The organism is Agromyces sp. Y558, from assembly GCF_059445415.1.
Genome location: NZ_JCAIUH010000001.1, coordinates 487,745 through 514,054, shown reverse-complemented (window position 1 = coordinate 514,054; position 26,310 = coordinate 487,745). Strand labels below are relative to the sequence as shown.

Below are 26,310 nucleotides of genomic sequence, written 5' to 3'. Positions count from 1 at the left end.
GCTTGTCCCCGCCCGGCTCAGCCGGGCGGGGACTTCGTCGTTTCAGCAGGAGCCGTTTCAGGGAGCCGTTTCAGCGGGAGCCGTCGTCAGTGCACCAACTCGGGCTGCGGCTCGGGCGAGGCGCCCCGAGAGCCTGCGTCGGCGGATGCGACGACCGGCGTCGCCCGCCCGGCCGGCAGCAGCAGTGCGAGCAGCGCCGAGACGAGCAGCACGGCCGCGCCGACCACGACGGCCGGCTGGGCACCCGCGCCGTACTCTGCGGGCGTGAGCGCGCCGCCCGCGCCCGCGAACACCGCGGTGGAGACGGCGATGCCGAGGGCGACACCGATCTCTCGCAGCATCGAGTTGGTGCCGCTCGCCTTGGCGTGGTCGTCGGGCACCATGGTCGCGAGTACGGCCGTCGCCGATGGTGCGATTACGAGTCCCATGCCGATGCCCGCGACGATGAACGGCGCGACGAAGGCCGAGTACTCGGTGCCCGGCTCCAGCAGCTGCGTCAGCCAGAACAGCGCGCCCGACAGCGCGAGCAACCCGGCGACGATGAGCGCGCGCGTGCCGATGCGCCCGGCGAACACGCCGGCGAGCGGTGCCACGATCATGGGCGCGAGAGTCCATGGCGAGGTCTGGAGTGCAGCTTCGAGCGGGCTCGCGCCCTGCACGACCTGCAGGAACTGGATGAGGATGAAGATCGAGCCGAACGCACCGAAGCTGAACCCGAAGCCCGCGAGGTTCGCCACGGTGAAGCTGCGGTCGCGGAAGAGGCGCAGCGGCAGGAGCGGCGCCGAGGTGCGCGACTCCCACGCCACGAACGCGAGGAGCAGCACGCCGCCCGCTATGAGGCTGCCGAGCACCTCGAAGCTCGACCAGCCCGCGTCGTTGCCTCGTACGATGCCGTAGACGAGGCCGAGCAGGCCGAGACCCGAGAGCACGAGGCCGACGAGGTCGGCGCGAAGGCGCGCACCGAAGCTGTTCGGCAGGGCGGCGAGCGCGAGCGCGACCGAGACGACGCCGACGGGAACGTTGATCCAGAAGATCGCCTGCCAGGCCCAGCCCTCGATCACGGCGCCGCCGATGAGCGGCCCGGTTGCCACGCCGAGACCGGCGACGCCGCCCCAGACGCCGATGGCCAGCGGGCGGCGTGCGAGTGGCACGGCGCCGGCGAGCAATGTGAGCGAGAGGGGCAGGATGGCCGCAGCCCCGAAGCCCTGTGCGGCGCGTGCCGCGATGAGTTGGCTCGGATCGGTGGCGAGGGCGGCGAGCGCCGAGCTCAGCGTGAACACGACGATGCCGATCACGAAGACGGTGCGGCGCCCGAACCGGTCGCCGAGCGCGACTGCCATGAGGATCGTGCTCGCGAAGGCGAGCGTGTAGGCGTTCATGAACCACTGCAGCTCTTCGACGGATGCCCCGAACTCCGAGTGCAGCACGGGGAGGGCATTGGTCATGACGAGGTTGTCGAGCGTCGCCATGAACATCGGCAACGCTGTGGCGATGAGGACGAGCCAGATCGGAATCGAGCGGCGGGTGCGCAGCGGCGCTGCGGGGGGCGTCGTGGCTGGGTCGACGGTTGTGGATGACACGGCGTAGCTCCAAAGTTGTAATCGGATGATTACTTGGACTGTAGTAATCGACTGATAACATGTCAAGCATGTCGGCCGAAGAAATCAGTCCCGCCCCGCGCATGAAGGCCGCCGATCGTCGTGAGCAGATCCTCATCGCTGCGACCGCGGTCTTCGGCGCCAAGACCTACGTGGGCACCACGACCGACGAGGTCGCGCGCGCAGCGGGCGTCAGCCAGCCCTACGTCGTGCGGCTCTTCGGTACGAAGGAGAAGCTCTTCATCGAGGTGATCGAGCGGGCCTACGCCCGCCTGGTCGCCGAGTTCCGCGCGGTGCTCCCGGGGTCGGTCGAAGGTCGCGCCGAACGCATGGGCACGGCGTACACGAGCCTGCTCGCCGAACGCGGTATGCTGCCCGTCATCGCGGGCTCAACGGCCCTCGGCGGCGAGCCCGTGATCGGGCGGGTCGCACGCAGGGGCTTCAGCGAGATCTGGCGCTTCGTGCGCGAAGAAGCCGGATTCTCGGAGGAGCACACTCGCCAGTTCATGGCCACCGGCATGCTCATCAACGCGATCGTCGGGCTCCGCCTGACCGGTGACTACGGCGACGAGCTTTCGGCGACCGAGATCTTCGACACGTGCTTCCCCGACGGTGTGGCGAAGATGCGGGCGCTCATGCCGGCGATCGACGAACCCTGGTGAACACCAACCTGTGAGCGAGCGGATGCCGCGGCATCCGCTCGCCCATCAGAGCGCCTTCTGCATGGACATCGCCGCGGTCGCATAACCGAGGTGCTCGTAGAGACGGATCGCCGGCTCGTTGTAGGCGAATACGTTCAGGCGCAGGTTCACGGCACCGTGTTCGCGAGCGACCTCCTCGGCGAGCAGCATCGCCCGCCGGCCGAGCCCGCGGCGCCGGTGGGTGTCGTGGATGGCGACATCCCAGAGGTACCAGTTGGCCGGGTCGCTCATCGGGCCGATCCAGAGCCACCCGGCATCCTCGTCACCTGCCTCGACGGTGAACAGGTGGTGGCCGTCGATAAGGCGACCGTCGGGGAAGAACTGCTCCTGTGATGCCCGGCGCGCGGCGGTCGCCTGCTCGGCCGTGTCGCCGGCATTCCGCCGCGCCTGCTCATACGCCGCCATCGCGATCGGCAGCCATGCAGCGGTCTCGGCATCGGTCTTCGGCCTGAGGCGCACGTCGTCGGTCATCGCCCCATGATGCCATCCGCGCGCCGGGGAGGCGTCACGCCAGCGGTGCACGGTCATCGCCCGATGGTGCCATCCGCGGGCCGGGGAGGCGTCACGCCCAGCGGCGCACCGCCCACCTCTCGACGATCGCGACGACCGAGTCGGTGAGCTTGCCGAGCACGGCGAGCAGGATGATCGCGAGGAAGATGCGGTCGATGCGTCCGTTCTGGCCCGAGTCGTTCAGCAGGAACCCGAGGCCCATCGACGACGCGATGAGCTCGGCTGCGACGAGGAACAGCCACGACTGCGCGAGCGCGAGCCGCAGGGCCGAGAGCACCGAGGGCACGACGGCCGGCAGCTGCACCGCAGCGAAGAGCGGCACCCCGTGCAGCCCGAACGCGCGGCCGGCTTCGATGAGCTGGCGGTCGACGTGCCGCAGGGCCGCCGAGACGATCGTGTAGACGGGGAAGAAGGCGCCGATCGCGATGAGAATGACCTTGGACTCTTCCGCGATGCCGAACCAGAGGATCAGCAGCGGAATCCACGCGAGCGACGGCACGGCACGGATCGCACCGAGCGTCGGCGCGAGCAGGATGTCGCCGAGCTTGGAAAGCCCGACGACCGCGCCGAGCGCGAGCCCGATCGCCGCACCGAAGGCGAAGCCGAGGAAGACGCGCTGCGTCGAGATCGCGATGTAGAGGCCGAGCAGCCCGCGCTCGGCGAGGTCGACCGCAGCGAGCCACACCATCTCGGGCGAGGGTAACTGCGACACGGGTACCAGCCCGGAGGTCGACACCCACTGCCACAGGCCCAGCAGCGCCAACGGGATGATTGCGCCGCCGACGATGCGGAACCAGCGGCGATCGACGAGGTCGCGCCTGCCGCTCGGCACCTCGGGAGCAGCGGATGCCTCGCGGCCGGCCGCCACCGACGTCACGCCACCGTTCACGGCGACCCGCACGTCGTCGCCGTCGTGGATCGCCGCGCCGGTGGCGAGCGTCGCGCCCGAGGCATCCGTCATCGTGATCGCCTACTCCTCGAAGCGGGCCGCGTCGGCCTTTGTGACGAATCTGTCGTTGACGATCGTGTCGAGGGCCTCGTCGACCTGCTCCTGCGTCTGCACGTCGCCGAGCTCGACGAAGATCGGACCGATCTTCTCGAGCACCTTGACCTGGGTGTCGCCCGGCACGGGGTCGATGTCGAGGTTCGAGCGCTCCTCGATGACCTTCGTCGCGACGGCGAGGTCGAGTCCCGCGACGTCGGCGAGAATCTGCGCCGTCTCCTCGGGGTTCTCAGCGGCCCAGGCACGGGCCTGCTCGTAAGCGTCGACGACGGCTTGTGCGACCTCGGGCTTCTCCGCGAGGAACGTCTCGGTCGCGTTCAGGAACCCGTAGCTGTTGAAGTCCACGTTGCGGTAGAAGAGGGTCGCGCCCTCCTCTTCGGCACCGGCCATGATCGGGTCGAGACCCGACCACGCGTCGACCGAGCCGTTCTGCAGCGCGGCCCAGCCGTCGGCGTGCTGCAGGTTCTGCACAGTGATGTCGGATGCCTCGAGCCCCTCGGCTTCGAGCGACTGCAGCAGGAAGAAGTACGGGTCGGTGCCCTTGGTTGCGGCGACCTGCTTGCCCTTCAGGTCTTCGACGGAGGTGATGGCCGAGCCGTCAGGCGCGACGAGCGCCGCCCACTCGGGCTGCGAGTAGAGGGAGATGACCTGGATCGGCGAGCCGTTCGAGCGAGCGAGCAGCGCAGCCGAACCGGCGGTCGAGCCGACGTCGACCGCGCCGGCGCGGAGCGCCTCATTGGCCTTGTTCGAGCCGGCCGACTGCACCCAGTTCACCGTGAGGCCGGCGTCTTCGAGCCAGCCCTGGTCTTTGATGATGAGGCTCAGGGGGTTGTAGGTCGCGAAGTCGATGTTGAGGGTCTGACCTTCGAGTGAGACGGCTTCGCCGCTCTCGGCGGGCTCGGGCTCGGCGGCCTGGCCTTCGCCGGCGACGCAACCGGAGAGCAGCAGCGCCGCCGCTGCGGCGCCCGCGACGAGCGCGGTACGGAGGAACGGGGTGCGGGACACGTGGGACTCCTTCAGGGGTGGTGGCGCTTGATGTGGGCGCCGGTCAGAACGGGAAGTGCGGGATGGTCGTGGTGGTCTCGATGCCGCGGGCGGCACCGTGCCGGTCGATGCCGAGGCCGTCGAGGAGGCGGCCGCGCAGCTCGGCGAGCTCGGCAGATCCGCGATCGCGGGGGCGGGTACCAGGCACGACGACGATCTGGCGGATGTCGGCACCCGGCGTCTCGCCGTCGCTGCCGAGCAGGATCACCCGATCGGCCAGCTGCAGGGCTTCGTCGACGTCGTGCGTGACGAGCAGCACGGTCGTGGGGGCGGCCGCGTGCACGTCGAGCAGGAGGTCTTGCATCTTCAGGCGAGTGAGCGCGTCGAGCGCACCGAAGGGCTCGTCGAGCAGCAGCACGCCCGGGTTGCGAGCGAGGGCACGGGCGAGCGAGGTGCGCTGCGCCATGCCGCCCGAGATCTCGCGGGGGCGGTGGCCCGCGAAGTCCGCGAGACCGACGAGTTCGATGAGCCGCGCGACCTGGTCGCGTCCGGCGGCCTTCGGCGTGCCGCGTGGAAGCCCGAGCGCGACGTTGCCGGCGACCGAGCGCCACGGCAGCAGTCGAGGTTCCTGAAAGCCGACGGCCGAGCGCCGGTCGTACGGCGGAACCGCCGTGCCGTCGACGGTCACGGTGCCCGTGCTCGCACGGTCGAGCCCGCCGGCGATGCGCAACAGCGTCGACTTGCCGCATCCGCTCGGGCCGAGGATCGCGACGATCTCTCCTGACTCGACCTCGAGGTCGATGTCACGGAGCACCTGCCGGGTGCCGGCGGCCGTGTCGAACGCGCGCCCGATGCCCCGGAACGACACGGGCGCGGCTTCGGCCGAGCCCGTCGTCTCGTGGGGAAGGGCGGATGTCGTCGACATTGGGACTCCTCGGAGCGGAATGGGGGGATCCATTCGAAGCTATCGACGTGCCGCCGGGCTGTCAGGCGCGTTCGACCCGCGGCGTAACACTGCCGACTGCCGGCTGCCGACGGCAACGCCAGGGTGCGCGAAGATGGGTGGATGACGAGAACGGTGCGCGGCGCGAAGGTCCTCATCACCGGAGCGGCCGGTGGCATGGGCCGCATGTACGCCGAGCGGGCCGTGAGCGAGCACGCGGCATCCGTCACCCTCTGGGATCGCGACGCGGCCACGCTCGCCCGCACCGTCGACGAGCTCGGTGCGATCTCGCAGGGCCGCACCCGCATCCAGTCGTTCGTCGTCGACGTCAGCGATGCCGGGGCGATCGCGAAGACCGCCCAGAAGGTGCGCAAAGACGTGGGCAACCCCGACGTGCTCATCAACAACGCCGGCATCGTGCGGGGCAACCGCTACTTCTGGGAGACCGACAACGGCGAGGACACCCGCCCGACCATGCAGGTCAACGCGCTCGCGCCGATGTACATCACACGCGAGTTCCTGCCCGGCATGATCGCGGGCGCCTACCGGCCGGCGCGCATCGTGAACATCGCGAGCGCGGCCGGCACCCTCGCGAACCCGCGCATGGCGGTCTACGCCGCGTCGAAGGCAGCGCTCATCAGCTGGAGCGACTCGCTGCGAGTCGAACTCGAGCAGGCCAACAACGGCAACGTCAAGGTCACCACTGTCACGCCGAGCTACATCTCGACGGGCATGTTCGCCGGCGCGCGCGGCCCGGTGCTGGCCCCGGTGCTCGAGCCCGAGTATGTCGTCGACCGCGTGTGGCGGGCGATGCTCGACGGGAGGCCGCTCCTCGAACTGCCGTGGAGCGTCGGCGTCTCGCGAGCGCTTCGCGGCCTGTTGCCGACCCGGGTCTTCGACCGCCTCGTCGGCGAGGGGTTCGGCGTCTACCGTTCGATGGAGCGGTTCACCGGGCGTCGCTGAAGGCGGGTCGAGCGCTGATCCGTGATTCGTGTCATATATGTTAGGATACGGAACGTGTCGTATCCTAACGAAGAGATGAGCCGTCAGCTCGGGCCGGAGATTCGTCGCGGGGGGCGTCCTCGCGACGACCAGCGTGAGGGCGAGATCCTCAGCGTCGTGAACCTGCTGCTCGCAGAGCGCGGCTACGACGGCGTCACCTTCGAAGAGGTCGCGCGTCGTGCGGGAGCGTCGAAGGCAACCCTCTATCGACGGTGGAAGTCCAAGAGGGATATGGTCGTCGCCGCACTGAAGGCCGGCCCTGCGCGCCGCGAGGGGCCGGATGAGATCAATACCGGCAGCCTGAGGGGCGACCTGCTCGCGCTTTGTCAGCGCCTGGTCACGACGATGCGTTCCACGGATGGCCAGACCGCCATGCTGCTGTTCCAGGCGGGCCTTGAAGATCCGGAGCTGGGCGAGGCGATCGAACGTGCCGTCGGCCCCACCGGAGCTCGATTGCCCGCCTCCGTCGTGGACGCAGCCGTCCGTCGGGGGGAACTGCCGGAGGGCGTGGACCCGTTCCCCTTCGAGGAGGTCGCCGGCGCCGTGATCTTGTTCCGGCGGCTCAACGGGCTGGAGATCGACGACCGCTACCTCGAAGCGCTCGTCGACTCGATCCTCATACCGGCGCTGCTGGCGACACCGCCGGCGATGCGCGACTTCCCCGCCGGCATCTTCTCCGGCCGTCCATCCCCCGCAACCGACCCGCAACCTGTGAAGGACACATCATCAGCACACTGACCATCGACGGATTCCGGTACCAGACACTGCAGGGCGAGCAGGGGGTGGACCTGCGCGTCGCAGTCGGAGGCACAGGACCCGCAGCCGTTCTCCTCCACGGCTTCCCGCAGACGCACTACATGTGGCGCCACGTCGCCCACGAGCTCGCTGCCCGGCACACGGTCATCGTTCCCGATCTGAGGGGGTACGGCGAAAGCGCGAAGCCGCCGGAGCACGGTCCGGACACGTACTCGAAGCGCACCATGGCCGAGGACGTCATGCAAGTGGCCGCGGCACTCGGCCACGAGCGCTTCGGACTGATCGGCCATGACCGCGGTGCGCTGGTCGCCGTTCGTGCTGGCCTCGACCACCCGCACGCGGTGCAGTATCTGGGGATCCTCGACGTGCTCCCCACCCTCGACACCTGGCAGGTCCTGCAGGGCGTGAACGCGAAGGTGGCGTGGCACCTGTACCTCATGGCCCAGCCCGCGGGCCTGCCGGAGAAGATGATCACGGCAGTCGCAGCGGAGTTCTTCGCCTCATTCCTCGATGCATGGGATACCGACGGCTCGACCTTCACGCCCGAGGTCCGCCAGCACTACATCGACAGTTCCGTGAATGCCGTGGACTCCATCGTCGCGGACTACCGCGCCACCTCGAGCATCGACCTCAGCATGGACCTCGAGGACCGCGAGGCGGGCAAGACGCTCTCCATGCCCGTCGGCGTCATCTCCCAAGACTGGGGCGCCCAGTTGGGCTTCGATGCCGCCGCACTCTGGCGAGCGTGGGCAACCGACCTGACGTACGAACCGATCGACGCCGGCCACTTCATGGCCGAAGAGAGGCCCGTTGAGATCGCACGCTTCATCAGCGACCTGTCTGCACGCCGCCAGGTCTGACCACGGGCACCGGCGATCTAGGCTTTGAGCATGGGCAAACTCTTCAACTCCATCGACGACAAGTTGAAGGCATGGATCGAGGCGCAGCCCATGTGGTTCGTCGCGACCGCCCCGCTCGGCGCGGACGGTCACGTCAATGTGTCTCCCCGTGGACACGACTCGTTCTCGGTCCTCGACGATCACCGTGTCGCTTGGGTCGACTACACGGGCAGCGGCGTCGAGACGATCGCCCATCTGCGGGAGAACGGGCGAGTCTGCCTGATGTTCAACTCCTTCGACAGCCGCCCGCGCATCGTGCGATTGCACGGCCGCGGGTCGGTCTGGCTCCCTGGCGACCCGACCTTCGAAGAGGTCGTCGCACTCCACCCCGACCACCCGAGTACTCGAGCCGTCATCACCGTAGAGGTGACCAGGATCAGCGACTCGTGCGGTTGGGGCGTGCCCATCATGGAGATGACGGGTGAACGCGACCTGTTGCGCCTGCAAGCCGAGAAGAAGGGCGTCGAAGGCATGGCCGAGTATCGAGTCGAGAAGAACACCCGAAGCGTCGACGGTCTCCCGGGGCTCATCACCGCCTGAAACGCGCGTGCGTCAGAGCCCGTTGCGGCTCAGCCACTCGAGCAGCACCCGAGTGAACTCCTCGGGCCGTTCGACGCTCGGCAGATGGGCGGTGTCGGCGAAGCGAACGCCCGTCGCATCGGGCAGGTTCGAGAGCAGGTGGTCGTACGCCGCGAGCGCCGAGCTGAGGTCGTACTCGCCGACGGTGACGAGCGCCGGTGAGCGGATGTCGCCGAGCCGATCTGCGGCCGGCGGTTCGAGTGGCAGCATGGTGCCGTCATCGGCCGCGTGCGCGATGTTCGGCGAGTTGAGCTCGTGCGCGAGGCGGACGAACGAAGGATCCAGATCGGCCTCCGAACGCCGCGGCCCCGCCGCCCAGAGCGTGGTCTCGAGCCGCACGATGCGCGCCGCGTCGATGGCGGGGTCGAGGCTGTCGATCTCGTCGAAGCGGCGCTGTTCCTCGTCAGTGAGCGGGAGATCGGGGAAGCCGCTCGGCTCCGAGCCGACCGTCACCACTCCGTGCACGCGGTCGGGCGAGGCGATCGCCGTGTCGAGGGCGATCTCACCGCCACGGCTCGCGCCGATCACCGTCGCCGCTTCGATGCCGAGATGGTCGAGCACCGCGAGGGCGTCGACGTGGTTCGCGAACGGAACGGCCTCGTCGTGGCGAGTGCCGCCGAAACCGCGGGGGTCGAGTCGGGCCACGAAGTGGTGTTCGGCGAGGGCGTCGATCTGCGGGTCCCACATGCGCAGGGTGGCGATGCCGGCCGGGATGAGGAGCAGCGCGGGTGCGGAGGCGCGCCCCGCGGACTCGTAGTACAGATCGGCGCCGGGAACTGCGAGCGAAGGCATCCCCCGAGACTATGCGACGGATGCGGCCCGCGGAATGCGGAAGACAGGCGGGGCATCCGTCAGTCGTCGTTGTTGCCCTTGTTGCCCTTGTTCCCCTTGCCCTTGTCGTCGTTGCCCTTGTTGTCGCTGTTGCCAGGCCCGTCGTCATCATCGTCGTCAGAGGGAGTCGGAGTCGGAGTGGTCGCGACTTCGGCCGCCTCGAGGTCGTTGCGCACGAGGGTGAGCGCTTCGTCGATCTCCTGCGCCTGCTCCGCCCCGATCGTGCCTGCGTCGACGGCATCGGAGACATCTTGATCGAGCAGCGCGAGCTCGGCGAGGGCACCGATGTAGTCACCCGCATCGGCGCGCTCGGCGACCTGCACGACCGAGGCGTGCAGCTCGGAGCTGACCGACTCGGCCGACGGGCTGCAAGCGGTGAGGCCGAACGCGAGCGTCATCGCGATGGCGGCAGTGGGGAGCATCGTGCGGAACCGGATCATCGCGTGACCGCTCATCGGGTGACCGCCTCATCCAGCAGTTCGAGATGCACGCCGAGTTCACCCGGAAGGCTCGGCAGCGGCTCTGCCGGCGTGGTCGACGGCGAGGTGAGGCCGGCGATCGCAGGCGGCACGAGCAGGGCCGCGCCGACGGCGATGACGGCGAGCAGCACGATGGCGATCGCCGGTCGTAGCCAGCGAGGTTGCCGGGGATTCCGCCAGCGACGCGGCCTCGATGGGGCCGGACGCATCGCGGCGGCGACAGCGCGAGCGGCGACGGCATCGTCGGAGCCGACGCCCCCGGTAGCTGCGGCTCCGGTCGCGGCTCCGGCTGCGACTTCCGCTCCAGCGCCAGCGAGCACGGTCGTCGTCGCGGTCGGGAGCACGAGCGTGGGGTCTTCGGCTGCCTCGTGCAGCACGGTCGTCGTCGAGGGCGACTCATCGAGACGGCTCGCTGCCATCGCGACTTCGAGCGCGGCCGGTCGTGCTGCGGCATCGCGGGCGGTCATGCGTCGCAGGAGTGCGACCCAATCGGCGCCGAGCTCATCGGGGATCTCGGGGTCGCGCACGAGTCGCGCGCTCGTGGACTCGGTCGCCGGGCCCGGGAACGCCTGTTGCCCGGTGCGCGCCTCGAGCAGCAGCAGTCCGAGCGAGTAGACGTCGGCCGCGGCGCCGGGGGCGTCGCCGCCCACCTGCTCGGGGCTGAGGTAACCGGGCGTGCCGACGAAGGCCCCGGTGCGGGTGAGGCGGGCGTCGTCGATGAGACGCGCGATGCCGAAATCGGCGAGCTTGGCGTTCCAGCGACGCGTCGGCAGATGCGCCCGTGCAAGCAGGATGTTCGCGGGCTTCACATCGCGGTGCACGATGCCGCGCTCATGGATCACGTGCAAGGCCTCGGCGATGTCTGCGGCCAGGCCCGCGGCATCCGCTGGGCTCAACGGGCCGAGGCGCAGAGTCTGCCGCAGGTCGCGTCCGTCGACGAGTTCCATCACGAGGTACTCGCGGCCGCTCGCGCCGTCGCGACCCGCGTCGTAGAGTCGCACGAGCGCGCGGTGCTCGACGCTCGCGAGCAGCGCCGTCTCCGATCGACGCCGGGCGTCGTCGTCGATGCCCTCGGCCGCTTCAGCGAAGACCTTCACCGCGACGGATCGGCCGAGGCTCAGATCGGCACCGCGATAGACACTCGCCATTCCACCTCGCCCGATGAGGGTGCCGAGGCGGTAGCGACCGCCGAACGTGGTGCCCGTGAACGGGTCTCCCGCAGCTCGGTCGTGGGTGCTGGTCACGTACTCGAGGGTACCGCGGCGGCTGGGAGCCGTGGCGGAGATCAGGGTGCCCGGCTCCGCCCCGAGAAGATCGACCCGGCCCGCGACGATCGCTCGGGACTTAGAAGATCATGGGCCGATCGTCGTCGTCTTCGCCGAGGGCGAGTTCGACGAGCACCGGCACGTGGTCGCTGGGAGCGTCGCCCTTGCGCTCGTTGCGGTGGATGGAGGCATCCGTCACGGCCTCTGCGAACGCCGCCGAACCGAGGATGAAGTCGATGCGCATGCCCTCGTTGCGCGGGAATTTCAGCTGCTTGTAGTCCCAGTAGGTGTAGCCCTCGGGGATGCGCGGGCGAACCACGTCGGTGACCCCGGCGTTCTCGAGGGTGAAGAACGCCCGCCGCTCGGCCGGCGAGACGTGGGTCGACTGCCCCTCGATGACCGCGGGGTCGCCATTGTCTTCATCGAGCGGAGCGATGTTGAAGTCGCCCAGAAGCGCGAACGGTACTTCAGGCCGAGCGGATGTCTCTGCGCGCGTGTAGTCGGTGAGCGCCGCGAGCCAGTCGAGCTTGTAGGTGTAGTGCGGGTCGTCGAGCGAGCGGCCGTTCGGAACGTAGAGACTCCACACCCGCACACCATCGACGGTCGCGCCGATCGCGCGGGCCTCTTGCGGCTGATCGGGGCCCTCGAGCCCCTTGAGGAATCCCGGCATGCCGGGGAAGGACGTCTCGACCTCGCCGATCGGTGATCGGCTCGCGATCGCGACGCCATTCCACTGGTTCAGCCCGTGGATCGCGACCTCGTAGCCGGCCGCCTCGAAGGCCTCGAGCGGGAACTGCTCGGGCTTGCACTTGATCTCCTGCATCGCGAGCACGTCGACGTCTTCGCGCACCATCCAATCGACGGTGCGGCCGACGCGGGCGCGGATCGAGTTGACGTTCCAAGTGGCGATGCGCATGCGTCAAGCCTATTCGGGTGCGGCGACACGACACGCGCCGAAGTCGCAGGGCGAGACGGCCCTCACAGGCGCCTCGGCCCTCACGATCGCTCCCTCGCGAGCCTCGGCACGACGATCCAGAGCAGGGCGGCGGCGGCGAGCGCGACTCCGAGTGCGACGAAGCCCGCGACTCGGCCGAGCGCCAGCTCGAAGATGAGTCCCGCGACGCCCGCCGCGAGCAGCGACGCCACGAGCAGGTGGGCCCGCAGCAACCGGTCACCGCGGCGCACGATCCGCTCCTTCTGCTGTCGCCCGAACAGCTGGCGATGCAGGATCACGGGCGCGAGCCCGAGCAGCGTCGCGACGCACGCGAGTGCCACGAGCACGAGATAGAGCCACAGCTGGTAGCCGTCGAGATCGGTGAAGCGGGGCTGGAACGCCGCGGCGAGCAGGAATCCCGTCATGATCTGCGTGCCGGTCTGCGTCGCCCGCAGCTCCTGCAGGATGTCGCTCCAGTTGCGGTCGAGGCGCTCGATGCGAGTCTCGGCGCGCCCGTCATTGCGGTCGTCGAGCGAGAAGCCGGTGCCATCGTTGGACATGCCGCGAGCGTAGCGCAGCGTCAACAGCCGCGCCCTTCTGGCGGCGTGGCACCCAGAGCTGCGAAGATCGGAGCAACGCGAATCCTGGGGGTGGCCGTGAAATTCAGCATCGAAGGCGTCGAGGGCATGCCCGAGATCACGAAGGGCGCCGACCTCGCCGCGCTCATCGCCGACGCGGTCGATCTCGAGGGCGGCGACATCCTCGTCATCACCTCGAAGATCGTCTCGAAGGCCGAGGGGCGCATCGTGGCCGCCGCCGACCGCGAGCAGGCCATCACCGACGAGACCGTGCGGGTGGTCGCGACCCGCGTCTTCGACGGAGGCGTCACCCGCATCGTCGAGAATCGTCAGGGCATCATCGGCGCCGCAGCGGGCGTCGATGCGTCGAACTCACCCGACGGCACGGTGCTGCTGCTGCCAGTCGACCCGGATGCCTCGGCGCGGGCGCTGGCCACCGGCATCCGTGCGCTCACGGGCGCCCATGTCGGCGTCATCCTCTCCGACACCCTCGGCCGGCCGTGGCGCGAGGGCCAGACCGACCTCGCGATCGGCGCGGCCGGCGTGCACGTCTTCGACGATCTGCGCGGTTCGACGGATGCCTCGGGCAAGCCGCTCTCGGTCACGATGCCGTGCGTGGCCGACGAGATCGCGGGCGCCGCCGAGCTCGTGAAGGGCAAGTCGTCGGGCGTGCCGGTCGCCGTCGTGCGTGGGCTCGGGCGCTTCGTGGGCGACCTCGACTTGCCGGGCGCGCGGTCGATCCAGCGCCCCGCCGAGCGCGACCTGTTCCGAGTCGGCGCCGACGAGGCGTACAACGAGGGGTATCGCGACGGGTTCGACGAGTCGCAGGCCGAGGGGCCGCTCGCTCAGTAGGTCCGTGCACCCAGTAGTCCCGTTCGCTGAGCCTGTCGAAGCGAATATCCGACCAGAGCGCTTCGACGAGCTCAGCGAACATCCTTCTCGACGAGCTCAGCGAACATCCCTCGCGGCGCGCGTTTCCTCATCGACGCGAGAAGATGGAGGAGTGTCAGCACACATCGGCTACGCCGCGATGCTCGAGCGCTTCCCACCCGCCGAGGCGGTCGCGCTCAGCGCGCTCGCCGAGTCGCACGGCTTCACGGGGGTCATGGCGAGCGACCACTTCCAGCCGTGGGTTCCCGCGCAAGGGGAGTCGTCGTTCGTGTGGAGCGTGCTCGGCGCGATCGGCGAACGCACGCGCGGCGACCTCGGCCCGGGCGTGACGACACCGGGCTTCCGGATGCATCCGGCCGTCGTCGCCCAGGCGAGCGCGACGCTCGGTGCGATGTATCCGGGGCGGCACTGGCTCGGACTCGGCTCGGGCGAGGCGCTGAACGAGCACGTCGTCGGGCCGTACTGGCCGGAGGCCCCCGAGCGCATCAACCGCATGTTCGAGGCGGTCGACGTGATCAAGAAGCTCTTCGTCGGCTCGATGGCCGGGCGGGACGTGCGCCATGCCGGTCCCCACTTCAAGCTCGAAGCCACGCGCCTGTGGACCATGCCGAGCGTGGCACCCGAGATCCTCGTCGCGGCATCCGGCCCTGTCACCGCGCTTCGCGCCGGCCGCACCGTCGACGGGTTCATCACGACCGGCGCGCCCGCCGACAAGCTGCAGACGCTCATCACACGCTTCGCTGAAGGCGCACGCGCGGCGGGCCGGCGGCCCGATGCGATGCCCAAGGTGCTGCAACTGCACCTCTCGTGGGCCGCGACCGACGAGGCAGCCATGCAGAACGCGCTGCACGAATGGCCGAACGGCGGGATGCGCTTCCCGCGCAGCGATATCCGCTCGCCGTGGGAGTTCGAGCAGCTCGCCCACACGGTGCGCCCCGAGGACTTCGCGGGTCGCATGGTCGTCTCCGCCGACCCCGACGTGCATCGCGCCGATATCCAGCGCCACCTCGACCTCGGCTTCGATCGCATCTACCTGCACAATGTCGGGCGGAATCAGGCCGAGTTCCTCGAGGTCTTCGGCCGTGACGTGCTTCCGGGGCTCCGGGCGTGATGAGCGCATCGGATGCCGCGGCCACGACCGCATCGTGGGCCGTCGTGATCCCCGTGAAATCGCCCGCGGGCGCGAAGACGCGACTTGCGCCAGCCGTGCCCGACCACGCACGCGCCGAGCTCGCCCGCGCCTTCGCCCTCGACACGATCGCAGCCGCCCTCGTCGCGCGAACCGTCGCGCGGGTCATCGTCGTCGGCGATGACCCGTCGCTCGCGGGCGGCGCGGAGTTCCTCGCCGAACCGGCCGAAGGCCCGCGCGGGCTCACGCCGGCGATCGCGTTCGGCATCGCCCACGTTCGCTCCCTGAGCTTGTCGAGCTCCCTGAGCCCGTCGAGCTCCCTGAGCTTGTCGAAGGGAGCGGGTGTAGTGCCGGGTTCCCTTCGACAGGCCCCGGGCACGAACATTGCCGTGCTGCTCGGCGACCTGCCTGCGTTGAAGCCCCAAGAGCTCGATGCCGCGCTCAGCGCCGCGTCGCGGCATCCGCTCGCCTTCGTTCGCGACGCCGACGGCACGGGCACGACCCTCGCGACCGCGATGGCAGGCACCTCGTTCGAACCGCGGTTCGGTGTCGAGTCCGCCGCGCGGCACGCCGCCGCGGGGTTCGTCGAGCTCGAGGCATCCGCAGCGCCCGGCCTCACCCGTGACGTCGACACGGTCGACGGGCTCGAAGCCGTGCTGCACCATGGAGTGGGCGACCACACCGCCGAAGTCGTCGCGCGTCTCGCCGATGCACCCCCGTCCGATCGAAAGGGAACAGCATGACGCTCACACTCGGATACAAGGCCTCAGCCGAGCAGTTCGCCCCGCGCGAGCTCGTCGAGATCGCCGTCGCGGCCGAAGCCAACGGCTTCGAATCGGTGTTCACGAGCGACCACTTCCAGCCGTGGCGACACGACGGCGGTCACGCGCCGTTCTCGCTCACCTGGATCGCCGCCGTCGGCGAGCGCACCTCGACGATCAGAATCGGCACGAGCGTCATGACGCCGACGTTCCGCTACAACCCAGCGGTGCTCGCGCAGGCGTTCGCGAGCCTCGGCTGCCTCTACCCTGGGCGCATCATCGCAGGCTTCGGCACGGGCGAGGCGCTCAACGAGATCGCGACGGGGTTCCGCGGCGCCGGCGAGCAGGAGTGGCCCGCGTTCAAGGAGCGGTTCGCGCGCCTCCGCGAATCGGTGCGACTCATGCGCGCACTCTGGACCGATGACGAGCAAGTGAGCTTCGAGGGCGAGTACTACTCGACACACGACGCGTCGATCTACGACCGTCCGGATGTCCCCGTGCCCGTGTACATCGCAGCCGGCGGCCCGACCGTCGCGAAGTACGCGGGGCGCGCGGGCGACGGATTCATCTGCACCTCCGGCAAGGGCATGGAGCTCTACACCGAGCAGCTCATCCCTGCGGTGAAAGAGGGTGTCGCGGCCGGTGGCCGCTCGTACGACGACCTCGACCGAATGATCGAGATCAAGCTCTCGTACGACACCGACGCCACGGCCGCGCTCGAGAACACGCGCTTCTGGTCGCCGCTCTCGCTCACGCCCGAGCAGAAGCACTCCATCACCGACCCCGTCGAGATGGAGCGGGCGGCCGACGCGCTGCCGATCGAACAGATCGCGAAGCGCTGGATCGTCGGCAGCGACCCCGACGAGGTCGTCGCCTCGATCAAGGCCTACGTCGACGCCGGGTTCAACCACCTCGTCTTCCACGCGCCCGGCCACGACCAGGCCCGCTTCCAGGAACTCTTCGCACGCGACCTCGCGCCGCGCTTGCGCGCACTCTGAGCTGCCGCGCCGCGCGTCAGCGCATCTCCCACGACGCTTTGCCGCGCCACGACCCTTGCAAAACGTCCGTGCGCGCGCAAAAGGTCGCGGGAGGGGCGCGGAGCGGCCGAGTCAGTACAGGCCGGGCCGGTTCACGCTCGGCGGCAGCGCGCAGTAGTCGTAGAAGAAACGGGTCGGCGACGACTCGTCGGTGACATCGACGATGACGGATGCCCCGGAGTTCGGCAACTCGTCGCCCGCGAGCAGCCACAACGAGAAGTGCCAGGCGCCGCGTACCCGATCGTCGAGCAGTCCCCGACCGTCGACGACGAGCACTGCGTCGTCGGATGCGCCGGGCAGGGTGCCCGCCCGGAACGGCTCGATCGTGTCTGCACGCAGCGTCGCCTCGCCGACAGAGCTGCTGCTGCCGTCGTCGCCGCGGCCTCTGCTGATGTCGCCGACGGACGCGCGCACGACGGTCTGTCCGCGCGCGGCGAGCACCTCAGCGAGGTCGTCGGCGAAGCGCACGGCATCGGCCGTCGCCGCGGCCTCGACCGCGATGAGCCGGCGCCCGCGCGGCGCATTGTGCAGGAACTCGTCGGCGATGCTGACGAGCAGTTCGTTGCGGGGCTGCGCCTTGTATGCCGTTCGCGTCATCTCCTCAGGCTACGCGCGGCAGCGCTCAGCGCACAGGTCTGACTACCAGGCCGGTGCCGCCGCCTCGGCGGACCGGTTCGGCGGCGGCGGTCATCAGCCCGTTCGGGTCGACTTCGATCGCCGCTGCAGCACCGATCTGCGCAGCGGAGGTGAACTGGTCGCCCGATGGCACGAGCACTTGGCCGTATGGATCGAGCGCAGCCTGGTACGCGGCGATGAACTCGGGTTCGGCCGGGGTGACCGCGGCGTTGCGTTGTGAAGCACGCGGCGCTGCCACAGCCTCGGGCAGGGTCATGCCGAGGTCGATACGGTTCATGAGGATCTGCAGCACAGTCGTGATGATCGTCGCCCCGCCCGGCGAGCCGAGCACGAACCGCACGGCGCCGTCTTCGAGCACGATCGTGGGTGCCATCGACGACCGCGGTCGCTTCCCCGGCTCGATGCGGTTCGGGTCCGACGCGTTGTACACGGTGCTGAAGTCGGTCAGTTCGTTGTTCAGCAGGAACCCGCGGCCCGGCACGGTCATCGCCGAGCCGCCGGTCTGCTCGATCGTGAGCGTGTACGCGACCGCGTTGCCCCACTTGTCGACGACCGAGAGGTGCGTCGTCGAGACGTTCTCGGTGTCGGCCGCCTCTTCGAGGGCGACGGCCTCGCAGCCGACCCCGTCGAGTGCGCCGGCGGGCACCGGCCGCGTCGAGGCGAACGCCGGGTCGATCGTGCAGTCGCGGGCGTCGGCGAACTCCTGGCTGAGCAGCGTCTCGGTGGGAACGTCGACGAACGCCGGGTCGCCGACGTACGCGCCGCGGTCGGCGAACGCCCGGGCTGTCGCCTCGAAGTAGAGGTGAAGGCTCTGGCCGATCTCGGCCGACGACAGGTCGTGGTTCTCGAGGATGTTCAGTGCCTCGCCGACGGTCGTGCCGCCCGACGACGACGGCGCCATGCCGTACACGTCGAGCCCGCGGTACTCCACGTGCGTCGACTCCTGCTCCACGACGGAGTACGCCGCGAGGTCGTCGGTCGTGAGCGTGCCGGCCGGCGCCGGCAGCGACGATGCCGGGTCTTTGCGCGGATGCTGCACGACGTCGGCGATCTCGGCCGCGAGCCGGCCCGAGTAGAACGCGTCGGTACCGCGCACAGCGATGAGCGCGAGCGTCTTCGCGAGATCGCGATTGCGGAACTTCGTGCCGACCTGCGGGGCGTCGCCGCCGGGCAGGAACAGCTTCGCCGTGTCGGGGAATGCAGCGAACCGCGCCTTGTTGTCGAGCGTCTGGTTGCGGAAGGTCTCGTCGACCGTGAATCCCGTCGCCGCGAGCAGGATCGAGGGGGCGAGCATGAGGGAGAGCGGCTTCGTACCGAACCGGTCGAGCGCGGACTCCCATGTGGCGAGGGTGCCGGGAACGCCGACCGAGACACCGGATGACACGAGCTCGGGAGTGAACCGGTACGGCTGGCCGGTCGAGGGGTCGATGAACGCGTCGTTCGGCATGGCGGCCGGCGCCGTCTCGCGCCCGTCGATCGTGCTCACCTCGCCCGTCGCTGCGTCGAAGTACACGAAGTACCCGCCGCCCCCGATGCCGGCGCTGTACGGCTCGGTGACGCCGAGCGCCGCCGCGGTCGCGACCGCGGCATCCGCCGCGTTCCCGCCGAGACGGAGCACCTCGACGCCGATCCGGCTCGCCGAGGCGTCGACCGACGAGACCGCGCCGCCGTATCCCGTCGACGTCGACCGGGTCGGCGATGACGTCGACCCGGGGGCCGCGGTCGCGACGGAGTTCGCCGCCGGCGGCGCCGCGAGCGACTGCGCCGATGCCGGCGCGGCCGTGGCGATGACACCGACGGCGAGCGCGCCCGCGAGCGCCAACGCCAGGTTGCGGCGTGCGGAGTGGCGGTGGACGACGACGTTGACCATGAGATCCCCCTTGAACTGGGCACAACGGCTCGATCCCCCTCACGCTAGACCCGGGCGGGCTGGGCGGCAACGCCTGCTGCACGAACGCCCGACACCGACGCCCGCTACACCACCGGCCGGCTCGACCAGCCGCTGCTGCGACCGCTCAATTCCGAATCGAGCGTCTCCTGCGCGAGCTGCATGGATCGGGCGTAGCGCTCCTCGGAGAATCGCCTGCCCATCTCATCGGGTGCGACATCTTCGACGTGCTGCACCACCCACCAGATGTTGCCGAGCGGATCGCGGAGGCGGCCGCCCCGATCGCCCCACGCGGCGTCGTCGAGTTCGGTGACGACCTTCGCGCCGGCTGCAACGCCCCGCTCGAACACCGCTGCTACGTCGTCGACGAACACGCGGAGCATCGCCGGGGTCGACGGCCAGTCGGGCCGCGAGTCGAACGCGAGCAGCCAGGTGTCGCCGATGCGCAGTTCGGCATGCCCGATGCCTCCGTCTTCCGTGGGAACTCGGGCGATCTCGACGGCACTGAACACGTCGCTCACGAAGTCGAGCAGTCTCGCCGTGTCGGGTGTGACGATCCACGTCTGCACGGAACGGTTGCTTCCAGGGTTCAGGTCTTCGGTTTCCATGTGGACGACGTTACGGAAGCGTGCGGTCAGTTTCTGTCCGGTTTCAGTGCGAGGTCTCGATGCCGTGCCGTGCATGTCCGAGATCCTGAGTGTTGTCCACAGATCGGCTCCGGATGCCGCGGGCAGGCGTAGCCTGAATGCATGCGCCCCCGCGACACCGGGGCGTCCCGCAGGCTCAGCCGCTGGATTCCCGCCATTGCCGTGCCGATCGCGATCGGCGTCGGAGTCGTGCTCGTGCCGCTTTCGGCCAACGCCGCTGTCGACCTGCCCGACCTGTCGCCCGCTGAGCTGCTCGAGTTCGCCGCGTCGAGCGAGGTCGATGCACTCTCGGGCACGGTCGAGCAGACGTCCGAGCTCGGGCTGCCCGACCTGTCGGGTCTCACGGGCGCGATGAGCGGCCCGGGCGGGCAGCCAGGCGCGGGCGACGGTGCGGAGGGGACATCCGCCACCGACCTCGACGACCTGATCTCGCTCGCCACGGGTACTCACACCGCGCGGGTCTACCTCGACGACGCGAACGCGCGACTGCAGGTGCTCGACGCACTCGCCGAGCGCAACGTGTACGTCTCTGACACGGGCGCCTGGATCTACGACTCCGCCGAGAATGCAGCCACACGCATCACACTCCCAGAGGGCACCGACCTCGAGGCGCTCGAACACGAGGCGAAGCACCACGCCGACGAGGCTCGGGCCCGCCTCGAAGCAGAGGCCGGAGCACCGATGCCGACGCCTGAGCAATTCCTCGATCAGGCGCTTGCACGACTCGACGAGACCACCGAGGTCTCCGTCGGCACCGACGCGCGCGTCGCCGGTCGCGAGGCCTACGAGCTCGTGCTCACCCCGCGCGACGCCGACACTCTCGTCGGCGAGATCGCGGTCGCGATCGACGGTGAGACGGGTGTCGCGCTCGCCGCATCGATCACCGCCCGCGGCGCCGACGAGTCCGCCTTCAGCGTCGCCTTCACCGACATCTCATTCGATGCGCCGGATGCTTCGGTGTTCGCGTTCACTCCGCCCGAGGGCGCGACCGTGACCGAGCAGGTCGTGCCGATTCCGACCGCCGCCGAGCTCGAGCAGTGGAAGGCAGAGGCCGAGGCGGGGTCCGACACGACCGGCGAGCGGATGCCGCAGCCGATCGTGCATGGCGACGGCTGGTCCACCGTGGTCGAGTTGCCGATGAGCGTCGGCGGCGCCGCAGACCCCGGCGCCGAGGCATCCCTTCGACAGGCTCAGGAGGCCGCCGCGATGCTCGGCTCGCTCACCGAACCCGTCGACGGCGGGCGCATCCTCACGACCTCCCTCGTGACCGTGCTCTTCACTGACGACGGCCGGGTGTTCGCCGGCGCGGTGACCGCCGACCGCCTGCTCGACGCCGCCGCGACCGGTCGCTGACGGGCAGCAGGCGCGTGCCCGAACTTGCGATCGAGACGCACGGCCTCACCAAGCGTTTCCGCTCGCAGCTCGCCGTCGACGGCATCGACCTCGCGGTGCCGCAGGGGGCGGTGTTCGGGTTCCTCGGGCCGAACGGCTCGGGCAAGACCACGACGATCCGCATGCTCCTCGGTCTCGTCGCGGCGACCGCAGGCGATGCCCGCCTGCTCGGGGCAGACATGCCGCGGCACGTCGACTCGGTGCTGCCTCGCGTCGGTGCACTCGTCGAGGGGCCGGCGTTCTCGCCCTACCTCTCCGGGGCGGCGAACCTGCGCCGATTCGACGCCGCCGACCGGCACGCCCCGCGACGCACCCGCGCAGCGCGTGTCGCCGATGCGCTCGATCGCGTCGGTCTCTCGCACGCCGCGCAGAAGAAGGTGCACGCCTACTCCCTCGGCATGAAGCAGCGGCTCGGGCTCGCGAACGCGCTGCTCATGCGTCGCGAACTGCTCGTGCTCGACGAGCCCACCAATGGCCTCGACCCGCAGGGCACCCGCGAGGTGCGCGCGCTGATCCGCTCCCTCGCGAACGACGGTACGACGGTGTTCGTATCGAGCCACCTGCTCGCAGAGGTGGAGCAGGTGTGCTCCCACGTCGGGGTGATGAGCGCCGGGCGTCTCGTCGCCCAGGGAACGCTCGACGAGTTCCGCAGTGACGGCGAGGCGCGGGTGCTCGTGCGTACGCCGGATGCGGCCGGTGCTCGCGAGGTGCTGGCGCGACTTGGGCTCGTCGATGACGGCGACACCGCGGGCGATGGGCTCGTGGCCGCCCGCCTCGGTGCGACGACGGCCCCTGCCGAGTCGATCGTTGCCGCGCTCGTCGCGGCGGGTGTGCGCGTGCGCGGGTTCGAGCTCGAGCGCGTGAGCCTCGAGCAGCGGTTCATGGATCTCACCGGCGAGGGGTTCGACGTTGTCGAGTGACGCGGTGGCGGCCACCCCCGCTGGTCGAGGAGGCCGCGAAGCTGCCGTCTCGAGACCGACCATGGGCGGCGGGACGCTCTCCCTCCTCGGCTCCGAACTCCTGACCCTGTTCCGTCGCCGCCGCACCTGGGCGATGCTCGGCGCGCTCGCACTCATCCCGATCCTGATCGCCGTCGCCATCCGCGTCGCGGGTGATTCGCCGAGTGGCCGCGGCCCCGCTTTCCTCGACCAGATCACGAACAACGGTCTCTTCGTCGGGGTCACCGCGATCACCGTCGCGATCCCGCTGTTCCTGCCGCTCACGATCGGGGTGGTCGCGGGTGACTCGATCGCGGGCGAGGCGAGCCACGGCACTCTGCGCTACCTGCTCATCGCGCCGGCCGGGCGCATCCGGCTGCTCCTCGTCAAGTACGCGGCGGCCGCGGTGTTCTGCGCGGCGGCGACCCTCACGGTCGTGGTGGTCGGCACGCTCATCGGCTGGGCGCTCTTCCCGATCGGGCCGGTGACGTTGCTCTCGGGTGCGTCGGTGAGCGTCGGTGACGGACTCCTCCGGTTCCTGGCGATCGCCGCGTACGTCACGGTGTCGCTCCTCGGCCTGTCGGCGATCGGCCTGTTCCTCTCGACGCTCACGACCGTGCCCGTCGGTGCAATGGCGGCGACGGCGATCCTCGCTGTGGTGGCGCAGATCATGGGTGCGCTGCCGCAGCTCGAGTGGCTGCATCCGTGGCTCTTCACCCAGTACTGGCTCGGCTTCGCCGACCTGCTGCGCGCGCCGCCGGTGTGGGACTCGTTCGCCGACAACGCGCTGCTGCAGGCCGGCTACCTCGCGGTGTTCGGCGCGCTCGCGATCGGCCGGTTCCTCACGAAGGACGTGTTGTCGTGAGCGGCGCCGTCGTGAGCGGTGCGACACCCGCGTAAGCGATGAGCGGTCGGCCGGTCGAGGGGTGTTCGAGCACTTCGGCCTCGACGCCCCAGACCTCGCGGATGAGCCCGGGTTGGAGCACGTCGGCTGGGGCTCCGGATGCCACGACCCGGCCCCGCTCGAGCACGATCACGTGATCCGCGTACGCTGCCGCGAGCCCGAGGTCGTGCAGCGCCGCGAGCACGGTGCGACCGCTCGACGCGAGCGAGCGCAAGAGCTCGAGGCTCGTGAGCTGCGCTCGCACGTCGAGGTGGTTGGTCGGCTCGTCGAGCAGCAGCAGTCGGGGTTCCTGCGCGAGTGCCCGGGCGAGGTTCACCCGCTGGCGTTCGCCGCCGGAGAGCGACGAGAACGGGCGCTCGGCGATCGCCTCGAGTCCGAGGGCTGCGAGCGACTCGGCCACCACGGCCCGATCCTGGTCGCCGAGCCCAGACCAGGCGCCGAGATGCGGAGTGCGGCCGAGGGCGACGACCTCGTCGACCCGCAACTCGGGGGAGTCGTGGGTCTCCTGCTCGGCGAGCGCGACGAGCCGGGCCCGGTCGCGGCGGCGCAGGCCGGCGAGATCGTTGCCGTCGAAGGTGAGCGCACCGGCATCCGCTCGCTCGAGCCCCGCGATGAGATGCAGCAGCGTGGACTTGCCGGCGCCGTTGGGGCCGAGCAGCGCGCCGAGGCGGCCAGCCGGCACCGTGACGTCGACATCGTCGATGACGAGCCGCCCCGTGCGTGTGAAGTGCACGCCGGCGGCGTCGAGGCCGAAGTCGCCCGGGCCGGAGCGATCGTCCCTGCCGGTCATCGCAGGCTCCGGTTCCGCAGCAGCAGCACGGCGAACACCGGCCCGCCGATGAGCGCGGTGAGGATGCCGACGGGCAGCTCCCGCGGGTCGAAGAGCGTGCGCGCACCGGTGTCGGCCCAGATGAGGAAGATCGCGCCGGCGAGTGCCGAGAGCGGCAGGAGCGCGCGGTGGCGGGAGCCGACGAGCAGGCGCACGGCGTGCGGCAGCACGAGCCCGACGAACCCGATCGAGCCGCTCACGGCGACGAGCGCACCGGTGAGCATCGCGGTGCCGCCGAGCAGCAGCCATCGGCTGCGGGTGACGTGCACGCCGAGCGCGGCGGCGGCGGTGTCGCCGAACGCGAACGCGTCGAGCGTCTTCGCGCTCGTGAGCAGCGGCACCCCGATCACGACGACCGCGCCGCCGGCGATCGCGACGGACACCCAGTCGGTGCCGGCGAGCGAGCCGAGCAGCCAGTTGAGAATCTCACGGTAGCTGTCGCCGGTCGCGCTCCAGAAGATCACGAGGCTCGTGAGGGCGCCGAACACCGACGACACGGCGAGCCCGGCGAGCACGGTCTTCGTGGGCGAGAGACCGCCGGCCGCCCGCGCGAGGCCGAGCGTCGCGACGAGCGCCACGATGGCGCCGGCGAACGCGGCGAGCGGCAGCAGGAGCCCGACCCCGAGCACGATGACGACGACGGCGCCGACCGAGGCGCCCGACGAGAGTCCGAGCAGGTACGGGTCGGCGAGGGGGTTGCGGGTGAGTGCCTGCATGACCGCGCCGCAGAGCGCGAGACCGGCGCCGACCGCCGCAGCGGTGAGCACCCGGGGCATCCGCAGCTCCCACACGATGCCGTCGCGAAGCGGGGGCAGCGTCGGCTCGCCGATGCCGAGGTGTGCGAGCACGCTCGCCCACACGTCGGCTGGGCTGAGGCCCGCCGGCCCGATCGTGACGGCTGCCACGATCGAGATGACGAGCAGCACGGCGAGGCCGAGTGCCCACGCGGTGGTGCGGCGACCGCTCGAGCGTTCCGCTGGACGAGGAGGCGCGCCAGCGCCGTCTCGAACCCCCTCCGCGCGAGCGTCGGGGTTTCGAGACGCGTCCTCCTTCGTCGGACGCTCCTCAACCCACGGTCGGTCGGCCATCAGCGATCCAGCTCCCCGAGTTGCTCCACGAGCGAGGCGACCGCGCCCACGTTGCGCACGCCCGCCTCGGAGGCCGGGAAGTCGACGATCAGGTAGCGCTGCTGCTGCACGGCGGGGAGGGCTGCGGTCGCCGGGCTCGACTCGAGGTGAGCGATCTTCTGCTCGGCGGTGTTCCACGCGGCGTCGACGAGCACGATCACGTCGGGGTTCGCGGCGACGATCGCCTCCCAGCCCATCGAGGTCCAGGTGTCGTCGACGTCTGCCGCGATGTTCTCGAGTCCGGCGGCCGACATGATCATCTGCGGGGCGCCGATGCCCGCGCCGACGAAGGGCGTCTCGTCGCCCGAGCTGTACCAGAGTGCGGTGAGGCCGTCGTCGTTCGGCTCGATTGCGTCGAGCTCGGCGCGCTGCGACGCCACGAGTTCAGCCGCGACATCCGGAACCCCGAAGATGTCCCCGGCCTCCTCGAACTCGCGGAAGACCTCGTCGAAGGTCAGCGGTTCGGGCATGTAGCCCTCGCCCTTGCAGGCGGCGGGCGCGACGTAGGTGGCGACCCCGAGCTTCGCGAGAATCTCGCGGTCGCCGGCACCCTCGGCGGAGAGGTTCGACTCCCAGCCGGCGAAGACGAGATCGGGTTCGGCGGTGAGCGTGACCTCTTGCGAGGGCACCTTTTCGGAGAGCACCTCGAGCTCGGATGCCGCGCCCTCGAACTCCTCGGGCACCGGGCCGTCGCTGAATGCAGTGCCGATGACGCGGTCGCCGACTCCGAGGGCGAGGAGCAGCTCGAGCGTCGACGACTTGATCGTGACGATGCGCTCGGGTGCGGCATCGAACGTGACCTCGGTGCCGCAGTTGTCGATCGTGAGCGGGAACGCGCCGCCGTCGTCGACGGACGCTGCGGCGTCGGGAACCACCGTCGAGGTGGCCGCGCACCCCCCGAGGAGCAGGGCGGCGACGATCGGTGCGGCGAGGACAGCGGAGCGGCGACCGCGGCGGCGTCGGGTGCTGGATCGGATGGGTGCGGCGGGCATGAGGCCTCCGGGAGTGCGTGCGGATGGATCCGACGAGGTCGGCGACACACGGCCCAATCCCGGGCCATCACGACCGG

General features: G+C 70.1%; 28 protein-coding genes. 12 read left to right on the top strand and 16 right to left on the bottom strand.

Annotated features, from left to right (window positions below; genetic code table 11):
• Nucleotides 1-86: 86 nt before the first annotated feature.
• Nucleotides 87-1,580 (bottom strand): DHA2 family efflux MFS transporter permease subunit, encoded by a 1,494-nt coding sequence (locus AC1C2T_RS02380; RefSeq protein ID WP_495384110.1) that lies wholly within the window; start codon nt 1,578-1,580, stop codon nt 87-89.
• Nucleotides 1,581-1,648: 68 nt separating this feature from the next.
• Between AC1C2T_RS02380 and AC1C2T_RS02375 the strand changes: the two genes are divergently transcribed.
• Complete coding sequence (locus AC1C2T_RS02375) at nt 1,649-2,260, top strand: TetR/AcrR family transcriptional regulator (RefSeq protein ID WP_495384109.1); 612 nt, start codon at nt 1,649-1,651, stop codon at nt 2,258-2,260.
• 45 nt (nt 2,261-2,305) lie between these two features.
• Here AC1C2T_RS02375 and AC1C2T_RS02370 read toward each other — a convergent pair whose 3' ends face one another.
• From AC1C2T_RS02370 to AC1C2T_RS02355, 4 genes are read right to left on the bottom strand one after another with little or no spacing between them, the layout of a single operon-like run.
• The gene (locus AC1C2T_RS02370) at nt 2,306-2,827 is read right to left on the bottom strand and encodes a GNAT family N-acetyltransferase (RefSeq protein WP_495384108.1); all 522 of its coding nucleotides are present in this window, start codon (nt 2,825-2,827) and stop codon (nt 2,306-2,308) included.
• Nucleotides 2,828-2,861: 34 nt separating this feature from the next.
• Nucleotides 2,862-3,770 carry an ABC transporter permease gene (locus tag AC1C2T_RS02365; RefSeq protein ID WP_495361813.1) on the bottom strand — a complete coding sequence of 303 codons (909 nt, stop codon included), beginning with the start codon at nt 3,768-3,770 and terminating at the stop codon, nt 2,862-2,864.
• Nucleotides 3,771-3,779: 9 nt separating this feature from the next.
• The gene (locus tag AC1C2T_RS02360; protein ID WP_495384107.1) at nt 3,780-4,817 is read right to left on the bottom strand and encodes an aliphatic sulfonate ABC transporter substrate-binding protein; all 1,038 of its coding nucleotides are present in this window, start codon (nt 4,815-4,817) and stop codon (nt 3,780-3,782) included.
• A gap of 43 nt (nt 4,818-4,860) precedes the next feature.
• On the bottom strand, nt 4,861-5,721 hold the full coding sequence (locus tag AC1C2T_RS02355; protein WP_495384106.1) for an ABC transporter ATP-binding protein: 861 nt from the start codon (nt 5,719-5,721) through the stop codon (nt 4,861-4,863).
• Between the two features lie 141 nt (nt 5,722-5,862).
• On the opposite strand from AC1C2T_RS02355, the gene AC1C2T_RS02350 reads away from it, so the two are divergent.
• The 4 genes from AC1C2T_RS02350 (at nt 5,863) to AC1C2T_RS02335 (ending at nt 8,936) form a co-directional block, all read left to right on the top strand.
• Nucleotides 5,863-6,702 (top strand): SDR family oxidoreductase, encoded by an 840-nt coding sequence (locus AC1C2T_RS02350; RefSeq protein ID WP_495361816.1) that lies wholly within the window; start codon nt 5,863-5,865, stop codon nt 6,700-6,702.
• 75 nt (nt 6,703-6,777) lie between these two features.
• On the top strand, nt 6,778-7,479 hold the full coding sequence (locus AC1C2T_RS02345; protein WP_495384105.1) for a TetR/AcrR family transcriptional regulator: 702 nt from the start codon (nt 6,778-6,780) through the stop codon (nt 7,477-7,479).
• Complete coding sequence (locus tag AC1C2T_RS02340) at nt 7,464-8,357, top strand: alpha/beta fold hydrolase (protein ID WP_495385382.1); 894 nt, start codon at nt 7,464-7,466, stop codon at nt 8,355-8,357. Before AC1C2T_RS02345 ends, AC1C2T_RS02340 begins: the two co-directional genes overlap by 16 nt.
• Nucleotides 8,358-8,387: 30 nt before the next feature.
• Nucleotides 8,388-8,936, top strand: a complete 549-nt coding sequence (locus AC1C2T_RS02335; RefSeq protein WP_495384104.1) for a pyridoxamine 5'-phosphate oxidase family protein — start codon at nt 8,388-8,390, stop codon at nt 8,934-8,936.
• Between the two features lie 12 nt (nt 8,937-8,948).
• Here AC1C2T_RS02335 and AC1C2T_RS02330 read toward each other — a convergent pair whose 3' ends face one another.
• From AC1C2T_RS02330 to AC1C2T_RS02310, 5 genes are all read right to left on the bottom strand, one after another.
• Nucleotides 8,949-9,767, bottom strand: coding sequence for an alpha/beta fold hydrolase (locus tag AC1C2T_RS02330; protein WP_495384103.1), 819 nt, complete (start codon nt 9,765-9,767; stop codon nt 8,949-8,951).
• A gap of 59 nt (nt 9,768-9,826) precedes the next feature.
• On the bottom strand, nt 9,827-10,261 hold the full coding sequence (locus tag AC1C2T_RS02325) for a hypothetical protein (protein ID WP_495384102.1): 435 nt from the start codon (nt 10,259-10,261) through the stop codon (nt 9,827-9,829).
• The gene (locus tag AC1C2T_RS02320) at nt 10,258-11,529 is read right to left on the bottom strand and encodes a serine/threonine-protein kinase (RefSeq protein WP_495384101.1); all 1,272 of its coding nucleotides are present in this window, start codon (nt 11,527-11,529) and stop codon (nt 10,258-10,260) included. Before AC1C2T_RS02320 ends, AC1C2T_RS02325 begins: the two co-directional genes overlap by 4 nt.
• A gap of 100 nt (nt 11,530-11,629) precedes the next feature.
• Nucleotides 11,630-12,466: an exodeoxyribonuclease III gene (locus tag AC1C2T_RS02315; RefSeq protein ID WP_495361822.1), complete on the bottom strand. Its 837-nt coding sequence runs from the start codon at nt 12,464-12,466 to the stop codon at nt 11,630-11,632.
• Nucleotides 12,467-12,546: 80 nt separating this feature from the next.
• Entirely contained in the window at nt 12,547-13,044 is a 498-nt protein-coding gene (locus AC1C2T_RS02310) for a DUF6328 family protein (protein ID WP_495361823.1), read from the bottom strand.
• A gap of 96 nt (nt 13,045-13,140) precedes the next feature.
• Between AC1C2T_RS02310 and cofE the strand changes: the two genes are divergently transcribed.
• The 4 genes from cofE (at nt 13,141) to fgd (ending at nt 16,841) form a co-directional block, all read left to right on the top strand.
• Nucleotides 13,141-13,914: a coenzyme F420-0:L-glutamate ligase gene (cofE, locus tag AC1C2T_RS02305; RefSeq protein ID WP_495384100.1), complete on the top strand. Its 774-nt coding sequence runs from the start codon at nt 13,141-13,143 to the stop codon at nt 13,912-13,914.
• A 151-nt stretch (nt 13,915-14,065) separates the two neighbouring features.
• A complete protein-coding gene (locus AC1C2T_RS02300; RefSeq protein ID WP_495361825.1) occupies nt 14,066-15,064 on the top strand; it encodes a TIGR03557 family F420-dependent LLM class oxidoreductase in 999 nt (332 codons plus the stop codon).
• A complete protein-coding gene (locus AC1C2T_RS02295; RefSeq protein WP_495384099.1) occupies nt 15,061-15,825 on the top strand; it encodes a CofC family guanylyltransferase in 765 nt (254 codons plus the stop codon). The genes AC1C2T_RS02300 and AC1C2T_RS02295 overlap by 4 nt, the downstream gene beginning before the upstream one ends.
• Complete coding sequence (fgd, locus tag AC1C2T_RS02290; protein ID WP_495361827.1) at nt 15,822-16,841, top strand: glucose-6-phosphate dehydrogenase (coenzyme-F420); 1,020 nt, start codon at nt 15,822-15,824, stop codon at nt 16,839-16,841. The genes AC1C2T_RS02295 and fgd overlap by 4 nt, the downstream gene beginning before the upstream one ends.
• A 111-nt stretch (nt 16,842-16,952) precedes the next feature.
• Here fgd and AC1C2T_RS02285 read toward each other — a convergent pair whose 3' ends face one another.
• From AC1C2T_RS02285 to AC1C2T_RS02275, 3 genes are all read right to left on the bottom strand, one after another.
• The gene (locus AC1C2T_RS02285) at nt 16,953-17,477 is read right to left on the bottom strand and encodes a nucleoside/nucleotide kinase family protein (protein ID WP_495384098.1); all 525 of its coding nucleotides are present in this window, start codon (nt 17,475-17,477) and stop codon (nt 16,953-16,955) included.
• A gap of 25 nt (nt 17,478-17,502) precedes the next feature.
• Entirely contained in the window at nt 17,503-19,386 is a 1,884-nt protein-coding gene (ggt, locus tag AC1C2T_RS02280; RefSeq protein ID WP_495384097.1) for a gamma-glutamyltransferase, read from the bottom strand.
• Nucleotides 19,387-19,490: 104 nt separating this feature from the next.
• On the bottom strand, nt 19,491-20,012 hold the full coding sequence (locus AC1C2T_RS02275; RefSeq protein WP_495384096.1) for a VOC family protein: 522 nt from the start codon (nt 20,010-20,012) through the stop codon (nt 19,491-19,493).
• Between the two features lie 141 nt (nt 20,013-20,153).
• Here AC1C2T_RS02275 and AC1C2T_RS02270 point away from each other — a divergent pair, with 141 nt between their 5' ends.
• The 3 genes from AC1C2T_RS02270 to AC1C2T_RS02260 all read left to right on the top strand — a co-directional run bounded on the left by AC1C2T_RS02270 (nt 20,154) and on the right by AC1C2T_RS02260 (nt 23,246).
• Nucleotides 20,154-21,404, top strand: coding sequence for a LolA family protein (locus AC1C2T_RS02270; protein WP_495384095.1), 1,251 nt, complete (start codon nt 20,154-20,156; stop codon nt 21,402-21,404).
• Nucleotides 21,405-21,418: 14 nt separating this feature from the next.
• The gene (locus AC1C2T_RS02265; RefSeq protein WP_495384094.1) at nt 21,419-22,363 is read left to right on the top strand and encodes an ABC transporter ATP-binding protein; all 945 of its coding nucleotides are present in this window, start codon (nt 21,419-21,421) and stop codon (nt 22,361-22,363) included.
• Nucleotides 22,364-22,424: 61 nt separating this feature from the next.
• Nucleotides 22,425-23,246 (top strand): ABC transporter permease, encoded by an 822-nt coding sequence (locus AC1C2T_RS02260; protein WP_495384093.1) that lies wholly within the window; start codon nt 22,425-22,427, stop codon nt 23,244-23,246.
• Here AC1C2T_RS02260 and AC1C2T_RS02255 read toward each other — a convergent pair.
• Genes AC1C2T_RS02255 through AC1C2T_RS02245 form a run of 3 tightly spaced genes read right to left on the bottom strand, consistent with a single transcriptional unit; the run spans nt 23,224 to nt 26,233 of the window.
• Complete coding sequence (locus AC1C2T_RS02255) at nt 23,224-24,075, bottom strand: ABC transporter ATP-binding protein (protein WP_495384092.1); 852 nt, start codon at nt 24,073-24,075, stop codon at nt 23,224-23,226. The two genes, AC1C2T_RS02260 and AC1C2T_RS02255, sit on opposite strands and share 23 nt — an antisense overlap.
• Entirely contained in the window at nt 24,072-25,202 is a 1,131-nt protein-coding gene (locus AC1C2T_RS02250; RefSeq protein ID WP_495384091.1) for a putative F420-0 ABC transporter permease subunit, read from the bottom strand. The genes AC1C2T_RS02255 and AC1C2T_RS02250 overlap by 4 nt, the downstream gene beginning before the upstream one ends.
• A complete protein-coding gene (locus AC1C2T_RS02245; RefSeq protein ID WP_495384090.1) occupies nt 25,202-26,233 on the bottom strand; it encodes a putative F420-0 ABC transporter substrate-binding protein in 1,032 nt (343 codons plus the stop codon). The genes AC1C2T_RS02250 and AC1C2T_RS02245 overlap by 1 nt, the downstream gene beginning before the upstream one ends.
• Nucleotides 26,234-26,310 lie beyond the last annotated feature (77 nt).

What these genes read in the sequence shown, in the direction of transcription:
- AC1C2T_RS02375 (WP_495384109.1), top strand. Translation starts at nt 1,649, where the DNA reads ATGTCGGCCGAAGAAATCAGTCCCGCCCCGCGCATGAAGGCCGCCGAT.
- AC1C2T_RS02370 (WP_495384108.1), bottom strand. Translation starts at nt 2,827, where the DNA reads ATGACCGTGCACCGCTGGCGTGACGCCTCCCCGGCGCGCGGATGGCAT.
- AC1C2T_RS02365 (WP_495361813.1), bottom strand. Translation starts at nt 3,770, where the DNA reads ATGACGGATGCCTCGGGCGCGACGCTCGCCACCGGCGCGGCGATCCAC.
- AC1C2T_RS02355 (WP_495384106.1), bottom strand. Translation starts at nt 5,721, where the DNA reads ATGTCGACGACATCCGCCCTTCCCCACGAGACGACGGGCTCGGCCGAA.
- AC1C2T_RS02350 (WP_495361816.1), top strand. Translation starts at nt 5,863, where the DNA reads ATGACGAGAACGGTGCGCGGCGCGAAGGTCCTCATCACCGGAGCGGCC.
- AC1C2T_RS02345 (WP_495384105.1), top strand. Translation starts at nt 6,778, where the DNA reads ATGAGCCGTCAGCTCGGGCCGGAGATTCGTCGCGGGGGGCGTCCTCGC.
- AC1C2T_RS02335 (WP_495384104.1), top strand. Translation starts at nt 8,388, where the DNA reads ATGGGCAAACTCTTCAACTCCATCGACGACAAGTTGAAGGCATGGATC.
- AC1C2T_RS02330 (WP_495384103.1), bottom strand. Translation starts at nt 9,767, where the DNA reads ATGCCTTCGCTCGCAGTTCCCGGCGCCGATCTGTACTACGAGTCCGCG.
- AC1C2T_RS02325 (WP_495384102.1), bottom strand. Translation starts at nt 10,261, where the DNA reads ATGAGCGGTCACGCGATGATCCGGTTCCGCACGATGCTCCCCACTGCC.
- AC1C2T_RS02315 (WP_495361822.1), bottom strand. Translation starts at nt 12,466, where the DNA reads ATGCGCATCGCCACTTGGAACGTCAACTCGATCCGCGCCCGCGTCGGC.
- AC1C2T_RS02310 (WP_495361823.1), bottom strand. Translation starts at nt 13,044, where the DNA reads ATGTCCAACGATGGCACCGGCTTCTCGCTCGACGACCGCAATGACGGG.
- fgd (WP_495361827.1), top strand. Translation starts at nt 15,822, where the DNA reads ATGACGCTCACACTCGGATACAAGGCCTCAGCCGAGCAGTTCGCCCCG.
- AC1C2T_RS02285 (WP_495384098.1), bottom strand. Translation starts at nt 17,477, where the DNA reads ATGACGCGAACGGCATACAAGGCGCAGCCCCGCAACGAACTGCTCGTC.
- ggt (WP_495384097.1), bottom strand. Translation starts at nt 19,386, where the DNA reads ATGGTCAACGTCGTCGTCCACCGCCACTCCGCACGCCGCAACCTGGCG.
- AC1C2T_RS02275 (WP_495384096.1), bottom strand. Translation starts at nt 20,012, where the DNA reads ATGGAAACCGAAGACCTGAACCCTGGAAGCAACCGTTCCGTGCAGACG.
- AC1C2T_RS02270 (WP_495384095.1), top strand. Translation starts at nt 20,154, where the DNA reads ATGCGCCCCCGCGACACCGGGGCGTCCCGCAGGCTCAGCCGCTGGATT.
- AC1C2T_RS02260 (WP_495384093.1), top strand. Translation starts at nt 22,425, where the DNA reads ATGGGCGGCGGGACGCTCTCCCTCCTCGGCTCCGAACTCCTGACCCTG.
- AC1C2T_RS02255 (WP_495384092.1), bottom strand. Translation starts at nt 24,075, where the DNA reads ATGACCGGCAGGGACGATCGCTCCGGCCCGGGCGACTTCGGCCTCGAC.
- AC1C2T_RS02250 (WP_495384091.1), bottom strand. Translation starts at nt 25,202, where the DNA reads ATGGCCGACCGACCGTGGGTTGAGGAGCGTCCGACGAAGGAGGACGCG.
- AC1C2T_RS02245 (WP_495384090.1), bottom strand. Translation starts at nt 26,233, where the DNA reads ATGCCCGCCGCACCCATCCGATCCAGCACCCGACGCCGCCGCGGTCGC.